The organism is Arthrobacter sp. 179, assembly GCF_052379645.1.
GTDB lineage: Bacteria > Actinomycetota > Actinomycetes > Actinomycetales > Micrococcaceae > Arthrobacter_H.
This window is the reverse complement of record NZ_JBQSYU010000028.1, coordinates 1-17,545: the sequence shown is the minus strand read 5'-3', so window position 1 is coordinate 17,545 and position 17,545 is coordinate 1. Positions and strand designations below refer to the sequence as shown.

Sequence of the window (17,545 nt, the reverse complement as noted above, 5' to 3'; positions counted from 1 at the left end):
CAAGGCGGTCAGTCCCCGGCGTCGAACCCGGTGCCCAGGGCCGAGAGCACGCCCCGGGATTTGGTCGTGACCTCATCCCATTCCCCGGCCGGATCCGAATCGGCGGTGATGGCCCCGCCCAGTCCCAGGCCGAGTCGCCACGGGCCGGGGGCTGCCTGCGCGACGTCGGGCCCCGAGGTGGTCCCCGGATCCTGTCGGGCGACCAGCGTGCGGATGACCACGGCCAGATCGGCGGCCGAGGTGTGGGAGAAGTATCCGACGGCCCCCGAATACACCCCGCGGGGCCGGCCCTCCTCGAGCCGGTCCAGGATGGCCATCGTCGAGATCTTCGGGGCCCCGGTCATGGACCCCGGCGGGAAGGCGGCGGCCACGGCCTCGGCCCGCGGGGCGTCGGGGAGCAGCCGGGCCTCGATCGTGGACACCAGCTGGTGGACGGTCGCGTAGCTCTCCACCGCGCACAGGCGCGGAACACGCAGGGTCGAGGGAACAGCAAAGCGGGAGAGGTCGTTGCGCAGCAGATCCACGATCATGATGTTCTCCGCCCGGTCCTTCGGCGAGGTCGCCAGATCGTGGGCCAGCCTGCCGTCCAGGGTCGGGTCCTGCGAGCGCGGGCGGGTGCCCTTGATCGGTTCGGCCCGCAACAGGCCGGCCGCGTCCAGGGACAGGAAACGTTCGGGGGAGGAGCTGGCCACCACGGTGCCACCCCACCGGATGTAGTGGGCGAACGGGGCGGGGCTCGTCCGACGCAGGGCCAGATACGTCCGCCACGGGTCGAAGGCCTCCGGGGCGACGGTGGCCTCCACCGTGGTGGTCAGACAGATCTCATAGCTGTTGCCCTCGGTGATCTGGGCTTGGGCGGCAAGGATCTTGGCCAGGTATCCCTCCCGGGTGTCCCGTGCGGTGAAACGCGGGGGTGGGTTCGTGGCGGCGGCGGGCTCCGGGGGGAGGGGCGGTTCGCCCATGGCCGGATGGGCCCGGGGGCCGGGGAGCCGCCGGAGTGCGTCGGCCGTGGAATCCAGCCAGTTGCGGGCATCCGGGGACTCCAGGGCCAGCAGCCAGGCTTCGGCGCGTTCATGGTCGATCACGAGGGCCCGTCCCGGGTGCAGGAGAGCGGCATCGGGGGTCGGGCTGGAGGCGTTGGGGACCGCCCCGGATTCGCGGCCGAGCTCGTAGCCCAGCCAGCCGAGCCACCCCAGGGCGAAGCCGCAGTCCAGTCCCGCCGGCCCCTGGAGCCGGGCGGTGCCCCAGTTGCGGTCCAGCCAGGCGAAGAACGGGCCGGCCACCCGCACCCGGGCACAACCGATGACCACCTCGGTCAGGCCGTCATGGTGTTCGGCCCGGGCGGCGGCCTCGCCGGCATCGTCCGCCAGGATGCTGAAGCGGTTGCGGGTGGCCCCGGGGCAGGAGGCGTTCGAGGATTCCAGCAGGACGGCATGTTCGCCGGGGAAGAACCGTTCAAAGAGGCTGGTCGCGACCTGTGGGATGTCAGGCAGCGGCAGACGGCGGGCGAGCAGCGACCCGTTCGCTGCCGCCTGGAGTTCGGGCCGCAGGGGTTCCTGCAGCACCGGCAGCTGGGTCAGGGCCCGGAGTGCATCGGGCGGGGCACTGCCGTCGGCATGGTTCGCCACGATGACATCGGCGCGTTCGATCACCGGGTCCTGGTCCAGCCACCCCTGCTCCTGTGCCGCCCAGCGCTCCCAATGCGGGGCGAAGGTGTCGCCATCCCGTGCCAGGGCACGCCGCCGTCGGACGTCGTCCTCCACCTCGACCCAGATGCTGGCATCCAGATAGGCGCGTGCTTGACGGCAGGAGGCCCCGACCCCCTCGACGATGACGACGTCGGCGGCCACCGTGGTGCGGCGCTCGCCGTCGGTGCCGTGCTCCCAATCCCAGGAGGTCCAGCGGGCGTCCTCACCCCAATACAGGGAGTCCAGCACCTCGGTGACATAGCGTTCGCGGCCGCGGGCGAGCCCGTCCCAGCCGGTGTAGATGTCCTCGAGGTGGAACAGGGAGACGCTGCGGTGGACCCTCAGACTGGTGGCCAGTTCCAGGGCCAGGGTGGACTTGCCGGCCCCGGAGCGGCCATCGACCGCAATGATGACCGGTGATCTACGCGCCACGCGGATCCGCGGTCCGGGTCCTGATGTGGCGTACCAGCCCCGGCACGGCGGCGGTGATGAGTTGTTCGGTGATCGCGAAGTCCGCCTCGTCGCCGTACCAGGGGTCGTAGATGCCTTGCTGGGCGGGGGCCTTCTGGGCCACCTCGGGGTCGAAGGACCGCAGCATGTGGACCTTTGAACGATCGGATTCGTTTCCGGCCAGCCGGCGCAGGGCCCCGAAGTGGTCGGTGTCCAGGGCCAGGACCAGATCAGTGTCGGCGAAGTCCTCGGCGGCGAACTGGCGGGCGGCATGCCCGGACGGGTCGAGGCCCTGGCGCCTGAGCAGCTCGGCGGCCCGCGGATCCATGGGACGCCCGATCTCCCAGTCGCTCGTTCCCGCCGAATCGACGTCCACGCCTTCGATGCCGGCCTCCTGCAGGGCGGCGCGGAGCAGGTGTTCGGCCATCGGGGACCGGCAGATGTTGCCGGTGCACACTGTCGTGATCCTGTACATGCTGCCAGTCTAGGTGCGCCGTGGTTCCGGTGACAGCCTCACGCCCCGGCGGGGCTACTGGTGCATCAGCACCAGCAGGGCGGCCACGAAGATGAACAAGGTCCCGAAGCAGAGGTTCAGGATGCGTTGGCCGCGGGCATTGCGGGTGAAACGGCGGAATCCTTTGGCCGTGGCGGCGAAGAAGAACCACATGACCAGGATGTCCACCGCAACGATGGTCCCGATGAGGATCAGGTATTGGGGCAGCAGGGGAGCGGCGGGCCGGATGAACTGCGGGGTGAACGCCAGGAAGAAGACGATCGCCTTCGGGTTCAGGAGGTTCACCCAGAGCCCGCGCCGGAACATGGACACGCCGGACTCATGGGCCCTGACGTCCACCGCCGCCGTATCGGGGTCCGGTTTGGCCCGCAGCAGGCCCACGCCCAGATACACCAGATAGGCGGCGCCCAGATAGCGGATGGCGGCGAAGGCCACCGGTGAGTTGGCCACCAGCACCCCGATGCCGGCGGCGACGATCATCACGTGCACCAGCAAGGCGGCCTGTTGTCCCAGGATGCCCCAGAACGAGCGCCGGAACCCCGCATTGAGGGCATTGTTCATGGTGTTGATCGCCCCGGCGCCGGGGGTGAAGCTGATCAGGATGCAGGCACCCAGCAGCGAAAGCCAGAGGGAGAGGGTCACCCAAGGATTCTAGGGGTCCGGAGCCGGCTACGTGGTTTCGGGGCGGTGCGATCCGGTCGCCCGGTCCACGGCCGCCGAGGCGTCGGCCATGAATCGGGTCAGGACCAGGCGCTCGGCGGGGTCGAAGCGGGCAATGACCTCGCCGAGCTCGGTGGCCAGGGCGGTGAACATGGCCTGCCCGTCCTGCGCGGCACTGGCGGTGCTGCGGATCCTGACCACCCGGCGATCGTCGTCGTTGCGTTCGCGGGTGATGTGTCCGGAGGCGGCGAGGCGGTTGAGCAGGGCGGTGGTCGCCGGTGAGCTCAGGTTCAGCACGGCGGAGAGGTTGCTGGCCGTCGGGGCCTGGCCTTCCTGTTCGGTGCGCATGACGACGGACAGCGCATTGAGGTCGGTCCGGTGCATTCCGTGCCCCGCGCCGGCGGTCTCCACGTAGCGGTCCGTGGCCATGACGAACCGTTGGAGCAGTTCGATGAGGCGACGATCCGGTGGGCTTTCCATGCAGACAGTTTATGTCGGGCAGGCGTGGAGGCGGATAATTTTATCAGAAAATCATATTATTTCATGGTGGAACTAAAGTAGGATCTGGGGAGAAACAAACATCGGGGACGGCCGTGCCGCCCGGGCCGAGGAGTAGAGATGACCCAGCAGAGCCAGGACCCCCAGACCGGTTCGCCCTCGACACCGGCCGGGAGCCGCCGGAACCGGGGGCCGGTGCTTCGGGCCCTGTTGGCGGTGCTCGTGGTCGCGGTCTGGCTCGGGGTGGCCGGGGTCGGAGGTCCGACCTTCGGGAAGCTGGACCAGGTGCAGACCAACGACCAGGCGGGGTTCCTCCCGGCCACGGCCGAGGCCACGCAGGCCCTGGACGCCCAGGCCGGCTTCAGCGACAGCGAAGCAGTCCCCGCCGTCGTGGTGCTCGAAGGAAGAACCGTGGCCGATGTCGAATCCTTCGATGCCGACGCGCTGAAGAAGAAGATCGAGGCGGAGCACCTGGTCTCCGGGGACATCGCCGGGCCCTTCCCGTCCGAGGACGGCACGGCGCTGGAACTGGTGGTCCCGCTGACCGAGGACATGGAAGCCGACGCCGCCGTGGCCGAGCTGCGCGAGGTCCTGGCCCAGCAGGTCCCCGACGGGGTGGACGCCTATGTCACGGGCCCGGCGGGATTCACCGCCGACCTGGTGGAGGCCTTCGCCGGGATCGACGGGATCCTGCTGCTCGTGGCCCTGAGCGCCGTCCTGGTGATCCTGCTGTTGGTCTACCGTTCCCTGCTGCTGCCGTTCACGGTGCTGTTCACCGCCGTCGCCGCCCTGTGCCTGGCGATCCTTGCGGTGTTCTGGATGGCCAAATGGGACTGGATCAAACTCGATGGACAGAGCCAGGGGATCCTCTCGATCCTGGTGATCGGCGCCGCCACCGACTATTCGCTCCTGCTGGTGGCCCGCCATCGGGAGACCATTGCAGCCGGCCACCGCGGATTCGATGCCGCCGCCCGGGCGCTGAAGGGGGCCGCCGAACCCATCGTCGCCTCGGCCGGGACGGTCACCGTCGGGTTGTTGTGCCTGACGTTCTCGGACTTGAACTCCAATAAGGCGCTCGGGCCGATCGGGGCCTCGGGGATCATCTGTTCGGTGATTGCCGTCCTGACGTTCCTGCCGGCGGCACTGACCCTGTTGGGCAGGACCGCCTACTGGCCGTTCGTTCCGCACCATGCCGATCATCTCGATCCCTCTCCCGTGGCCGCGATCGGCCTCTGGGGCTCGGTGGCCCGGCTGGTTGGCAGGCATCCACGCCGGATCTGGATCGCCACGGCGCTGGTGCTCATCGTCGGGTCCCTGGGCATCACCCAGCTCAAGGCCACCGGGGTGCCCCAAAGCGAGCTGGTGTTGGGCGAGACCGAATCGGCGACCGGCCAGGACGTCCTGGCCCGGCACTTCGACGCCGGAGCCGGCAGCCCGGCGGTGCTGATCACCGCCAGCGGCAGCGCCGGGACAATGCTCGAGACGGTGAAGAAGGACGACGGCGTGGCCTCGGCCTACCTGCAGGCGGAGGGCGGCGGGCCGGCAGGGGTCGGAGCCCCGGGGCGGGAGCGCCCCGCCCAGGAGGTGGACGGACGGAACCTGATCTCCATCACCCTCGACGCGCCGGCCGATTCCGCCGCAGCGGAACAGTCGGTGGTGTCGCTGCGCCGAGAAGCGCGGCAGGTGGATCCGGACGCACTCATCGGCGGTCCCACCGCGATCTCCCTGGACACCAACGTCACTGCCGAGGAGGACCTGGTGAAGATCATCCCGCTGATCCTGTTGGCCATCCTGGTGATCCTCATGCTGCTGCTGCGTTCGATCCTGGCCCCGGTGCTGCTGGTCATCACCACGGTGCTGTCCTACGGGACGGCCATGGGCGTCTCGGCCTGGGTGTTCAACGGGATCTTCGACTTCCCCGGGGCCGACCCCTCGGTTCCCCTGTTCGGGTTCGTCTTCCTCGTGGCGCTCGGGGTGGACTACAACATCTTCTTGATGACCAGGGTCAGGGAGGAATCGCTCAAGCACGGCACCCGGGAGGGGGTCTTGCGTGGGTTGGCGGTCACCGGCGGGGTGATCACCTCGGCCGGCGTCGTCCTGGCTGCGACCTTCGCCGCCTTGGGTGTCATCCCCATCATGTTCCTGGCCCAGCTGGCCTTCATCGTCTCCTTCGGTGTGCTGTTGGACACCCTGGTGGTGCGCTCCTTATTGGTGCCGGCACTGGCCCACGACCTCGGAAAGGCCATCTGGTGGCCCTCGAAACTGTCCAAGGTCGGGAACTAGCGGAGGTCGGCCGGTCGGCCTGCTGGTAGGATGGGCCCTTGTGGCTCGTCCCACCGGCAGGATGTGCGGTGGACCAGCCATGCGTCGACAGATTTGATCCTTTTCCCGCCGTCGTCCCGCCTTGAGCGGGGCACTACGTTGCGGCGGAAGGCCGGCCACCCCCGTGGAGGTCCGGCGGAGCCCAGAACCACCGGGCCCAGGCATTCCTTTTCTTCGGCGAGATAGCGCGCCGAACCCGGTTGCGCACAGCAACGACCGAAAGCAGCCCCGTGAGCGTTTCCTTTACTTCCCTCGGCGTGCCCGCACGCCTGGCGACCATCCTGTCCGGCCAGGGCATCGACACCGCCTTCCCCATCCAGGAAGCCACGCTTCCCTCCACACTGGAAGGCAAGGACGTCCTGGGTCGGGGCCGGACCGGCTCCGGCAAGACGCTGGCCTTCTCGCTGCCGCTGGTGGCCCGGCTGGCAGCGAACCCGAAACCGCGCAAGGCGCGTTTCCCCCGGGCGCTGATCATGGCTCCCACCCGTGAACTGGCCACCCAGATCAGCCGGGTCGTCATCCCGCTGGCCGAAGGCGCGGATCTGCGCACCACGGTCATCTTCGGTGGCGTCTCCCAGGTCCGCCAGGAGAAGGAGCTGAACTCCGGCGTCGACATCGTCATCGCCTGCCCCGGCCGCCTCGAGGACCTGTTGCGCCAGAAGGTCGTGGACCTCTCCCGCGTCGAGGTCTCCGTCCTGGACGAAGCCGACCACATGGCCGACCTCGGTTTCCTGCCCGTGGTCAAGCGGATCCTGGACCAGACCCCGCGCGGCATCCAGCACATGCTCTTCTCGGCGACCCTGGACAACGGCGTCGACAAACTCGTCCAGCGCTACCTCGACCAGCCCGTCGTCCACTCGGTGGATTCCTCGCAGGCCGCCGTGGACACCATGGACCACCACGTGTTCGTCGTCGACGCCGACTCCAAGAAGGAGCTGGTGCTCGAACTGGCGTCGGGGACCGGACGACGCATCATGTTCATGCGCACCAAGCACCACGCCAAGAAGATGGCCGTCTGGCTATCCAAAGCGGGGGTCCCCGCGGTGGACCTGCATGGGAACCTGAGCCAGAACGCCCGGGACCGCAACCTGGCGGCATTCTCCGGTGGGGATGCCCGCGTGCTGGTGGCCACCGACGTCGCCGCCCGTGGTGTGCACGTCGATGGCGTCGAGCTGGTCGTCCATATCGATCCGCCCGCCGAGCACAAGGCATACCTGCACCGTTCCGGCCGGACCGCCCGCGCCGGATCCGCCGGCGCGGTGGCAACCATCGCGACCCCCGACCAGCAGGGGGACGTGAAGTCCCTGATGCGGGCCGCCGGGATCAAGGTCCCCTTCGAAAAGGTCAGCCCGCAGTCCGCGGCCGTGGCCGCCGTCCGCGGCGACAAGGCCGAGCCGGTCACCTATGTGGCGCCGCGCCCGCAATCGAACCCGCGCGCCAAGACCCTGGCCGATTCCGATGCCGCCGGAGGCCGTGGACGCCGCCGGGGCGGGCGCGGGAACTCACGTCCGGGGCGTCCGGCGGCTCGTGGCGAAGGCTCCGCAGCCGGTGTCGACAGCCGTGGCGGACGCGACGGAGGCGAGCGGTCACGTGATGACCGGCCCCGTGGCGAGCGCGGCGGCCGTCCGGGCCCCGTGCGCGGGGAACGCAACGGTGAGCGTGCCGGAGGGCGCAATGGCGGCCAGCGTGCCGGAAGCCAGCGTTCCGGGGGCGGCCGCAGCCGTTCCGGACAGCGCCAGGGGTCGGGGCGTCCCGAGGGGCGCGATGCCAACACCAGCCGCCCGTCCTCGTCCCCGCGTCCCACCTCATCGGGGGCCCGCCAGGGCAGCACCATCGGTGACGCCATCGGGCAGAAGACCCAGGAAGCCCTTGGCGCCGGACGCCCGGGGCGCGGTCGCGGTAGCCGTCGAGCCGGAGCACCGCAGTCCAATTCCAAGGGCTAGACCTCCACGCATGAGGTGAATCGGATCACCCCGTTCACCGTCCCAGGCGCCGTTGCCCCGTCATTTGACGGGGCAAAGGCGCCTTTTGCGTGCCCGGATCGGGGCCGGAATCCAAACTTGAGCCAACTGCGCTCAAGTTCGAATTGACAATGAAATGAGCCCGAGTAGACTTGAGTGCAGAACGCTCAACCTCCCCGGTTGGGCGGAGGAACCAGCATTTCCCACCGGAAAGAAGGATGCATTATGTCTCGTGCCGTAGGTATCGACCTCGGAACCACCAACTCGGTCGTCTCCGTCCTGGAAGGCGGCGAGCCCACTGTCATCGCCAACGCCGAAGGCGCACGCACCACTCCGTCCGTGGTGGCCTTCTCCAAGGCCGGCGAAGTCCTGGTCGGCGAAATCGCCAAGCGCCAGGCAGTCAACAACATCGATCGCACGATCTCCTCGGTCAAGCGCAGCATGGGCACCGACTGGAGCACCACCATCGATGACAAGAAGTACACGGCGCAGGAAATCTCCGCCCGTACCCTCATGAAGCTTAAGCACGACGCCGAGTCCTACCTGGGCGAAAAGGTCACCGACGCGGTCATCACCGTCCCGGCCTACTTCAACGACGCCGAGCGCCAGGCCACCAAGGAAGCCGGCGAGATCTCGGGCCTGAACGTGCTGCGCATCGTCAACGAGCCCACGGCTGCCGCACTGGCCTACGGCCTGGACAAGGGCAAGGAAGACGAGCTGATCCTCGTGTTCGACCTCGGCGGCGGCACCTTCGACGTCTCGCTGCTCGAAGTCGGCAAGGACGAAGACGACTTCTCCACCATCCAGGTGCGCTCGACCTCCGGCGACAACCGCCTCGGTGGCGACGACTGGGATCAGCGCGTCGTCGACTGGCTGCTGTCCCAGGCCAAGGCCAAGGGTGCCGACCTGTCCAAGGACAAGATCGCCCTGCAGCGTCTGAAGGAAGCGGCCGAGCAGGCCAAGAAGGAACTCTCCAGCGCCTCCAGCACCAACATCTCGCTGCAGTACCTTTCGGTCACCGCCGATGGCCCGGTCCACCTGGACGAGCACCTCTCCCGCGCCAAGTTCCAGGACCTCACCAAGGATCTGCTGGAGCGGGCCCGCAAGCCGTTCAACGACGTGATCAAGGAAGCCGGCGTCAAGGTCTCCGATATCGCGCACGTCATCCTCGTCGGCGGCTCCACCCGCATGCCGGCCGTTGCCGAGCTGGTCCAGGAACTGGCCGGCAAGGAAGCCAACAAGGGCGTCAACCCGGATGAGGTCGTCGCCGTGGGCGCCGCGCTGCAGGCCGGTGTCCTGAAGGGCGAGCGCAAGGACGTCCTGCTGATCGACGTGACCCCGCTATCGCTGGGCATCGAGACCAAGGGCGGGGTGATGACCAAGCTCATCGAGCGCAACACGGCCATCCCGACCAAGCGTTCGGAAACCTTCACCACGGCCGACGACAACCAGCCGTCCGTGTCGATCCAGGTCTTCCAGGGCGAACGCGAGTTCACCCGGGACAACAAGCCGCTGGGCACGTTCGAACTGACCGGCATCGCGCCGGCCCAGCGTGGCGTGCCGCAGGTCGAGGTCACCTTCGACATCGACGCCAACGGCATCGTGCACGTCTCCGCCAAGGACAAGGGCACCGGCACCGAGCAGTCGATGACCATCACCGGCGGTACCTCGCTGGCGAAGGAAGACATCGACCGCATGGTCCAGGAAGCCGAGGAGCACGCCGCCGAGGACAAGGTGCGCCGCGAGGCCGCCGACACCCGCAACTCCGCCGAGCAGTCCGCCTACTCCGTGGACAAGCTCATCAAGGACAACGAGGACAAGCTGCCCGAGGAGGTCAAGACCGAGGTCCAGGCCGACGTCGACGCCGTCAAGGCTGCCCTTGAGGGCCAGGACAACGACGACGAGGTCAAGGCCGCGTACGAGAAGCTCCAGGAGTCGCAGACCAAGCTCGGCGAAGCCATCTACGCCCAGGCCGAGTCCGAAGGCGCCGCCGGTGAAGCCGGGGAGTCCGAAGGCACCGAGGCGCCCGACGAGGACATCGTCGACGCCGAGGTTGTCGACGAAGAAGACGAAGAGAAGAAGTAAGGCGGTTCGAATCTGATGCCAGAACACGGCAACGAAGAAGAGCACGACGGCGACGAGCCGGTGCGCTTCACCGATAAGCGCAAGGTCGATCCCGAGACGGGCGAAGTGCGCGGCGCCGAAGGGCATGAGGAAGCGACCGCTGCAGCGGAAGGTGCCGAGTCGGAGGATGCGCTGGCCCAGGCCGAGCAGATCCTCAACGAGGCAGGCGACCAGCAGGAGCAGCCCGCGGCGGCGTCCGACGTCGAAGCGGAACTGCGTAACGACCTGCTGCGTCTGCAGGCCGAGTACGTGAACTACCGCAAGCGCGTCGAGCGCGATCGGGAATCCGTGCGCGACCTCGCCGTCCAGTCGGTGCTCGTCAGCCTGCTGCCCGTACTCGACGATCTCGACGCCGCCCGCAAGCACGGCGATCTCGAGGAAGGGCCGTTCGCGGCGGTGGCGAACAAGATCGACGCCATCCTCGCGGGCCACGGACTGACCCGGATCGAGGAAGTGGGGGTCGTCTTCGACCCGAACTTCCACGAGGCCCTGATGCAGCAACCCAGCTCCGAGGTCCCCGAGGACCACGTGGCCCAGGTCCTGCGGATCGGCTACCAGAAGGGCGAGCGCGTCATCCGTGCCGCCCAGGTGGTTGTCTCCACGGGAGAATGAACCACCCCCGGCCGCCCCACCACCGGTGGGGCGGCCGGGACCCCATTAGCTTGAGAAACAACCAGGAAACAGGAGGCGCCCGATGGCCAGTCAGGATTGGGTCAACAAGGATTTCTACGCCACCCTCGGCGTCTCCAAGGACGCCAGCGACGCCGATATCAAGAAGTCCTACCGCAAGATGGCGCGCAAATACCACCCCGACACCAATCCCGGCGATGAGGCCGCGGAAAAGAAGTTCAAGGACATCACCGAGGCCAATTCGGTGCTGTCCGACCCCGAGGAACGCGAACAGTACGACGCCATCCGGGCGATGGGATCCGGCGCCCGGTTCACCTCCGGAGGCGCCGGAGGGCCCTCCGGTGGCGGCGCGGGATTCGACGACGTCTTCGGCAACCTGTTCAACCAGGGGGGCGGGGGACGCCGCGGTGGCGGGTTCCCCGGAGGCGGCCAGGTTCCCCCCGAATTCGCGGACCTCTTTGGTGGTGGCGGATTCGGCGGCTTCCAGCAGGCCCCGCAGAAGGGCGCCGATCGGACCGCTTCGACCACGATTTCCTTCGCCGGGTCCATCCGCGGCACCAGCATCGGACTGCGCGAACCCGATGGCGACGTCATCGACGTGCGCATCCCCGCGGGCATCCGTGACGGCCAGAGTGTCAGGGTCCGGGGCAAGGGCCAGCGCAGCCCGGCAGGAAACGGGGACCTGTTGGTGAAGGTTTCGGTCAAACCGCATGCCTTCTTCGCCCGCGAGGGCAACAACATCCGGATCCACCTGCCGGTGGGCTTCTCCGAGGCCGCCCTGGGAGCCACGTTGGAGGTCCCCACGCTGACCGGGGAGACCGTGAAGATGAAGATCCCCGCCGGGACCTCATCGGGGCGGACCCTGCGGCTGAAGGGGCGCGGGGTGAAGACGTCCAAGGCCGTCGGCGATCTGCTGGTCACCGTCGAGGTCGTCGTACCGCAGAAGCTCAATGCCGAGGCGCAGGAAGCCGTCAAGGCCTTCGCCGAAGCAACCGCCGACGCGGATCCCCGCGCCGGGATCGCCACCAAGGCGGTACTCTAGCGGCGGGCCCGGGGCGCGGGAAGCACGGCGGAACCGAACACACCAGGAGGAGGCAAGCACATGGCGGTAGGCAAGGCACTGGCCATCAACGATCGTTTCATCCCGGTATTCGTGATCTCCGTCGCGGCCGAACTGGCCGATATGCACCCGCAGACACTGCGCCAGTACGACCGCATGGGATTGGTCTCGCCCTCGCGGCAGCGCGGCAAGCAGCGGCGCTATTCCAAGCATGATGTCGAATTGCTGCGGGAGGTCCAGAGCCTCTCGAAGGCGGGGGTCTCGCTGGAAGGGATCCGGCGGGTCCTGGAACTCGAGAACCAGGTTGCGGCGCTGCGTTCCCGTGTGGCGGAACTGAGTCAGGAACTGGCCGAAGCCGACCGCAGGTCCTCGGAGATGGAACGGGTCTTTGCCGCCGGAGCCGGCGGCGGTGACGTCGTCACCCTGGCCCGGGGGGAACGCCCCAGGGCCCGCAGCCAGGCCGTCGTCATCTGGCGAGCCCAGGACTAGGCGGACACCTCATGGTCCCCGGGACGCTGGCGACCGTTGCCGAGCTGATCGAGCGGGCGGAGCGCGGCTTCGAGATCACCAAGGGCCGGCGTGACGGATTCGATCAGGACCGCAAGGCGGCAGTGGACGGGGTCGCCCATGCGCTGAGGCCCACGTCCATGCACCGGCGGCTTCCCGCCAGACGGCTGCTCTTCCTGGACCTGGAAGGACCGCATCCGTTGGCGGCCGTGGTGCTCGGGGACCCCGACCATGCCACCCACCTGACCTGGCAGGTCTCCGGGGCAGGCATCCGTCCCGGAACCGCCATGTGGGGCACGGCCCGTGAAGCCGGCGAACTCCTGCTTGAACAGCGGGCCGCCGGTGCCGGAGCCCCGGCCGTCATCGCCTGGCTCGGGTATCCCGCACCGGGGATGTTCAGGGCCCTCTCGGACCGTACCGCCCGGACCTGTGCCGCGCGGCTGGCCTTCGACATCCGTCGGGTCGGGGAGCTCCTTCCCCGTACGGCCAGGATGGCGATCGAAGCACATTCCTACGGGGCGACGTTGGCCGCGTACGCGCTCGCCCGGTTGGATGCCGAACCACCCCCGGCCGGCCAGGCGGGCCCCTTGATCGACACGCTGGCCACCATTGGTTCGGCGGGAATTCCGGACCGCTTGTTGCGGGACCCGTCTGACTTGGGCATCCCATCAAGCCGCCGATACGAGGCCGTGGCGAGCCGGGACCTGCTGGCCCGATGCGGCCGGCTCCTCAGTGGGCGGACCACGGTCGCCGGGCTGCCGTTCGCCGTGGAAGGACACCCGGAATCGGGGCTGCATGCCGTCACCGGGCACAACACCTCCCGCTTCGTGCCCGGATCCGATGACCCCGAATACGGCTATCGGGACCCCGGCACGCTCTCGCTGCACAACCTGGCCCGGATCCTCATCGGGGGGACCCCTCCGTTCAGCTGACCGGCCCCCGGCGGTCCCCGTCCGCCTCCGGTTCCCGGCGGTAGGCCAGATCGAAGACCAGACGGCCCGCGGCCACGGCCTTGGCCTCGAAGCTCGTGCGCACCCGCCCCGCGTAGCGTGGGGCCCACCCCCCGAGATCGTCTGTGAAACCCGGCTCCGGGTCGTGGCCCTCCAGACCGTCGCGGCGGACCCGGCTCAGGGGGGAGTCCTCCCCGGCGCATTCGCCGGGGTGCAGGGATGTGAAATCCTTCGAGGCGTCGAGGATCGAACGCATCTGTTCGGCATACTGCGACCAATCGGTGGCCAGGCGCCAGATGCCGCCGGGGGCCAGCACACGGGCGGCCTTGGGCAGGAACGATTCCTTGATGAGCCGACGCTTGTGGTGCCGGGTCTTATGCCAGGGGTCGGAGAAGAAGATCCAGAGTTCATCCACCGAACCGGGCTCCAGCATCACATCGAGGACCTCGGGGGCGTTGGCCTGCACGGCCCGCACATTGGTCAGCCCCTTCGCGTCGATCCGGGCCATCAACTGGGCCAGGCCGGGCAGATAGACCTCCACGGCGAGGAAATCCCGTTCGGGATGGGCTTCGGCGGCTTCGGCGATGGCTTCGCCCAGCCCGGTACCGATCTCCACGGTCAGCGGGGCCCGACGGCCGAAGGCCTCCTCGGCGTCGAAGCGGAAATCCTCGTGGACCGAGGTGTCTGCATGATGGCGTGGAACCTGGATGACGTAGTCCCCGGAGAGCCGGTCCCAGGAGTCCTTGCGCTTGCCGTGCAAACGGGACCCGCGGCGGACGAAGGACACCGGATCGGTCCGGTAGAAGCGCAAATCGTCGGCGGCGCGGCCGTTGACAGGGGGCTTGGGGGCTGCGGGATCATTCATTGGGTCCACGTTAGTCGTCGCCGCGATGGACGTCATGTCAGGGTCTTCCCGGATGGCGGCGCCGGCCGCGGACGGGCACACTGGAGACATGAACGGACCCCTGAACCTGATCCTGAACATCATCTGGCTCGTCTTCGGCGGATTCTGGCTGGCCCTGGGCTACCTGGCCGCCGGGGTCGTGTGTTGCGTGCTGATCGTGACCATCCCCTTCGGGCTGGCCTCGTTCAGGATCGCCAACTATGCGCTGTGGCCCTTCGGCCGCACCATCGTGGACCGGGGCGGGCGGACCGGCTTCTTCTCCACCGTGGGCAATGTCGTGTGGATCCTCGTGGCGGGGATCTGGATCGCCATCGGGCATGTGGTCACCGCCATCCCGATGTTCGTCAGCATCATCGGCATTCCGCTGGGCATCGCCAACCTCAAACTGATCCCCGTCTCCCTGGTGCCCCTGGGCAAGGTCATCGTGCCCTCGGGGTCGCGCCTGCCGATGGGCCCGGCCGCCTGAACGGTTCCGGGTCCGGCGAACCAAGCAGCCTGCCGGGCCCGCGGATCCCGCCGCCCCGGCATGTGCCCCGAGGCCGTCGACCCGGGCCTCCAGCCGCCGGTCGGGCCGGCAGGGAAGACGATTCCTCTCGAATTGCACTCTTCCGTCCTTGACTTATGTGGCATAGTTATCGACCGTTAGTGATCGCCCCCACAATGAGAGTTGATAGCAATACATGGACCGAATAGGTCAGAGGGCCGCCGCATCGAGTCGGGAGACGACGCCGAAAGCGTCCGTGTTCCAGGACTTCGGGGGCTGCCATGAATGTTGAAATGCTCAAGAGCACCTGGGCCGATATGTCCCAGGCGGGCGACGAAGCCCCCTTGTACTTCTATTCCCATCTGTTCATCACCCATCCGGAACTGCGCGAGATGTTCCCGGTCTCCATGGCCAGCCAACGCGATAAGCTGTTCGGCGCGCTGGGGCACATCGTGAGCAATGTGGAGAAACTGGATTCCGATACCGGATTCGTCGAGGAACTGGGCCGCGATCACCGGCGATTCGCGGTGGAACCCGAACACTACTCCGCCGTTGGTTCCTCGCTGCTGGCGACCCTCAAGCAGTTCCTGGGCAGCCGATGGACCGAAAGCGTCGCGGCGGACTGGTCCGCGGCCTACGGCCAGATCGCGAAGATCATGGTCGTGGCCGCCGAGGACGCCGCCGAGGATTCACCCCCATGGTGGGATGCCGAGGTGGTCTCCGTTGACCGGCGCAGCATCGACGTGACGGTGATCCAGCTGCGGACCACCCCGGCCATGGACTACCTGCCGGGCCAATCCATGGCCATGGAACTGGGGCGGCTGCCCCGATTATGGCGTTACGTGACCCCCGCCAACCAGCCGCAGCCGGACGGCCTGGTGGAACTGCATATCCAGTTGGTGCCCGGCGGGCAGTTCAGTAGCACCGCGGTACGCAAGATCCGTCCCGGGGACACGGCCCGGCTCGGAGCCCCGATGGGCGACCAGCTCACCCGTCCCCGGAACGGGAAGGACCTTCTCCTGGTGGCCGGCGGCACGGGGCTGGCGCCTCTGGCGGCGGTCCTGGACCAGGTCGGCACCCAGTGGACGACCGAAGGAACCGGGCCGCGGGTTGACCTGTTCCATGGGGCCCGCCTGCCGTGGAACCTCTACGACCACGAGAAGCTCACCCGCCTGGCGGAACAGCCCTGGTTCACCTACCGACCGGTCGTCTCGGACGATCCGACCTTCCACGGGCTGCGTGGACTGGTGGGTTCCGCGGCGGCCGCCGAAGGCTCGTGGGCCGGCCGGACGGCCCTGGTCTGCGGGTCCCCGCCCATGGTCGGGCATGCCGTGGCCCAACTGGGGACCGCCGGACTTGCTCCGGATGATCTCCGCTTCGAGACGTTCGCAACCCTAGATGAGAGTTCCTCGGCCATCGGCCAGAGTGACGAAGAAGGATCACGATAATGCCCTATGCCAATGACACCCGATCAGCCCGCGCCCTGACACCGGAGGCCGTCCGTGACGCCATGTTCCCGGCCGTGGAGGTCGGCGGGCTCGACCCCGTGGCCATCAATCTGTTCCTGGCCGATGCCTCCGTCCAGATGGCTTCGGACCGCGAGGAGATCCGGACGCTGCGACGACGCGCTGAAGAGGATCGGGGCTCCGGCCTTGATGTCAGTGCCGAAACCGTGAACCTGCTCAGTCGGGCGCAGGTCATCGCCGATAAGCACGTCAGCGAGGCCGAGCAATATGCCCATGACCTCATCGACGGGGCCCGAAAGCAATATTCGGAAATCCTGCAGAAGGCCGAAGACAATGCGGGTAGCGCCGGTTCCGCCGCCGCCCCGGCCGTCCCCGGATACGGGGAGCCGGTCCCGGAGATCGAGTATGTCCGCACCTACACCCGGGTGGCCCAGGTCCAGTTGCGCTCCGTGATCGACGCCCTGGCCGAACAGGTGGATCAGTTGGGCCATTTGCCGCAGTTCGGCGCCACTGCCTCGGAGCCGGGCGCGGGGGGTGGCTCCTGAGCCGGCGGTAGCACTTGTAGGGTCCGGTACAATTTGAGAATTTTTGTATCGATTTTGCAGAAGTTCCTGCCAGTATGAGAATTCTTAATCCACGCAAAATGAGAACTTCTTGACGTGCGTTGAGGTGTTTCGGCTGCAGCTGCGAAAGAAGTCCGGTTGCAAATAGTCGGAGGAGGACGAGACTTTTTAAGACGGAGCTTCCGATAGCTCTTGTTTAGACATCCCGTAGCGCGGGCACGGCTATCGGATAGCACTTTCTCACCATCGGCAAATAGGCAGTCGAGGTCCTTGACGGTGAGCGATTTGCTCTCCTCCCGCCTGCACTGCTGCTTGTCGACGAGCGCGCGCCAGGCCTTGGCGATCGCGGCGCGAACAAGCGGCCCTCCTTTCGTTCTGCGGATTGGGGGCGCGTTCACGAAAGCAAGGCAAGCACTTGGCGGAAGTTGGTCATGAGCGGGGTCTTGCGACATTCACCCACGGCCGCGGTGACCCCCAGTTGGACGGTGGCGAAAACCTCCGCGACACCGCTACCCGCACACTTGCTACCACTTCGTTACACAGGCGCTACCCGAAGCTCCGTCTTAACACGCCCAGCGCAGGTCCTCAAAGTGCCCGGCGTTCGGGGCCTCGTAGGGCAGGGAAGCTTTGCACATCAGGTGGCTAAACAAATATCCCTATACCCCAGATCGTTCCACGACGAGCCATACGGAGGAACCGCTCAGACGGGTGTACCGGCTTCATCGAATACGCGCAGGAGTGTTGAGCGGCGGTTCATGCTCGGT

15 protein-coding genes are annotated in these 17,545 nt (G+C 67.7%); 10 read left to right on the top strand and 5 right to left on the bottom strand.

Going from position 1 to position 17,545, the window contains the following annotated elements; all coding sequences use genetic code 11:
* Positions 1–8: 8 nt before the first annotated feature.
* Genes ACT3UE_RS14120 through ACT3UE_RS14105 form a run of 4 tightly spaced genes read right to left on the bottom strand, consistent with a single transcriptional unit; the run spans position 9 to position 3,792 of the window.
* On the bottom strand, positions 9–2,120 hold the full coding sequence (locus ACT3UE_RS14120; RefSeq protein ID WP_444566918.1) for a chorismate-binding protein: 2,112 nt from the start codon (positions 2,118–2,120) through the stop codon (positions 9–11).
* Complete coding sequence (locus ACT3UE_RS14115; RefSeq protein ID WP_444566917.1) at positions 2,110–2,613, bottom strand: low molecular weight protein-tyrosine-phosphatase; 504 nt, start codon at positions 2,611–2,613, stop codon at positions 2,110–2,112. Before ACT3UE_RS14115 ends, ACT3UE_RS14120 begins: the two co-directional genes overlap by 11 nt.
* Before the next feature lie 54 nt (positions 2,614–2,667).
* Complete coding sequence (locus ACT3UE_RS14110) at positions 2,668–3,294, bottom strand: LysE family transporter (protein ID WP_444554877.1); 627 nt, start codon at positions 3,292–3,294, stop codon at positions 2,668–2,670.
* 27 nt (positions 3,295–3,321) lie between these two features.
* Positions 3,322–3,792, bottom strand: a complete 471-nt coding sequence (locus ACT3UE_RS14105; protein WP_444566916.1) for a MarR family winged helix-turn-helix transcriptional regulator — start codon at positions 3,790–3,792, stop codon at positions 3,322–3,324.
* 138 nt (positions 3,793–3,930) lie between these two features.
* Here ACT3UE_RS14105 and ACT3UE_RS14100 point away from each other — a divergent pair, with 138 nt between their 5' ends.
* From ACT3UE_RS14100 to ACT3UE_RS14070, 7 genes are all read left to right on the top strand, one after another.
* Positions 3,931–6,093, top strand: a complete 2,163-nt coding sequence (locus ACT3UE_RS14100) for an MMPL family transporter (protein ID WP_444566915.1) — start codon at positions 3,931–3,933, stop codon at positions 6,091–6,093.
* A 269-nt stretch (positions 6,094–6,362) separates the two neighbouring features.
* Positions 6,363–8,075, top strand: a complete 1,713-nt coding sequence (locus ACT3UE_RS14095) for a DEAD/DEAH box helicase (protein WP_444554880.1) — start codon at positions 6,363–6,365, stop codon at positions 8,073–8,075.
* A gap of 243 nt (positions 8,076–8,318) precedes the next feature.
* On the top strand, positions 8,319–10,178 hold the full coding sequence (dnaK, locus tag ACT3UE_RS14090) for a molecular chaperone DnaK (protein WP_444554881.1): 1,860 nt from the start codon (positions 8,319–8,321) through the stop codon (positions 10,176–10,178).
* 15 nt (positions 10,179–10,193) lie between these two features.
* Entirely contained in the window at positions 10,194–10,829 is a 636-nt protein-coding gene (locus tag ACT3UE_RS14085; RefSeq protein WP_444554882.1) for a nucleotide exchange factor GrpE, read from the top strand.
* 82 nt (positions 10,830–10,911) lie between these two features.
* Positions 10,912–11,889 carry a DnaJ C-terminal domain-containing protein gene (locus tag ACT3UE_RS14080; protein WP_444554883.1) on the top strand — a complete coding sequence of 326 codons (978 nt, stop codon included), beginning with the start codon at positions 10,912–10,914 and terminating at the stop codon, positions 11,887–11,889.
* Positions 11,890–11,949: 60 nt separating this feature from the next.
* Positions 11,950–12,396 (top strand): heat shock protein transcriptional repressor HspR, encoded by a 447-nt coding sequence (locus ACT3UE_RS14075; RefSeq protein ID WP_444554884.1) that lies wholly within the window; start codon positions 11,950–11,952, stop codon positions 12,394–12,396.
* An 11-nt stretch (positions 12,397–12,407) separates the two neighbouring features.
* Positions 12,408–13,346 (top strand): alpha/beta hydrolase, encoded by a 939-nt coding sequence (locus ACT3UE_RS14070; protein WP_444566914.1) that lies wholly within the window; start codon positions 12,408–12,410, stop codon positions 13,344–13,346.
* On the opposite strand, the gene trmB is transcribed toward ACT3UE_RS14070, so the two are convergent.
* Positions 13,339–14,229, bottom strand: coding sequence for a tRNA (guanosine(46)-N7)-methyltransferase TrmB (trmB, locus tag ACT3UE_RS14065; RefSeq protein WP_444554886.1), 891 nt, complete (start codon positions 14,227–14,229; stop codon positions 13,339–13,341). The genes ACT3UE_RS14070 and trmB overlap by 8 nt on opposite strands.
* An 88-nt stretch (positions 14,230–14,317) precedes the next feature.
* Between trmB and ACT3UE_RS14060 the strand changes: the two genes are divergently transcribed.
* From ACT3UE_RS14060 to ACT3UE_RS14050, 3 genes are all read left to right on the top strand, one after another.
* Complete coding sequence (locus ACT3UE_RS14060) at positions 14,318–14,734, top strand: YccF domain-containing protein (protein ID WP_444554887.1); 417 nt, start codon at positions 14,318–14,320, stop codon at positions 14,732–14,734.
* A 299-nt stretch (positions 14,735–15,033) separates the two neighbouring features.
* A complete protein-coding gene (locus ACT3UE_RS14055; RefSeq protein ID WP_444566913.1) occupies positions 15,034–16,200 on the top strand; it encodes a globin domain-containing protein in 1,167 nt (388 codons plus the stop codon).
* On the top strand, positions 16,200–16,763 hold the full coding sequence (locus tag ACT3UE_RS14050; protein WP_444566912.1) for a hypothetical protein: 564 nt from the start codon (positions 16,200–16,202) through the stop codon (positions 16,761–16,763). The genes ACT3UE_RS14055 and ACT3UE_RS14050 overlap by 1 nt, the downstream gene beginning before the upstream one ends.
* Positions 16,764–17,545: the final 782 nt, after the last annotated feature.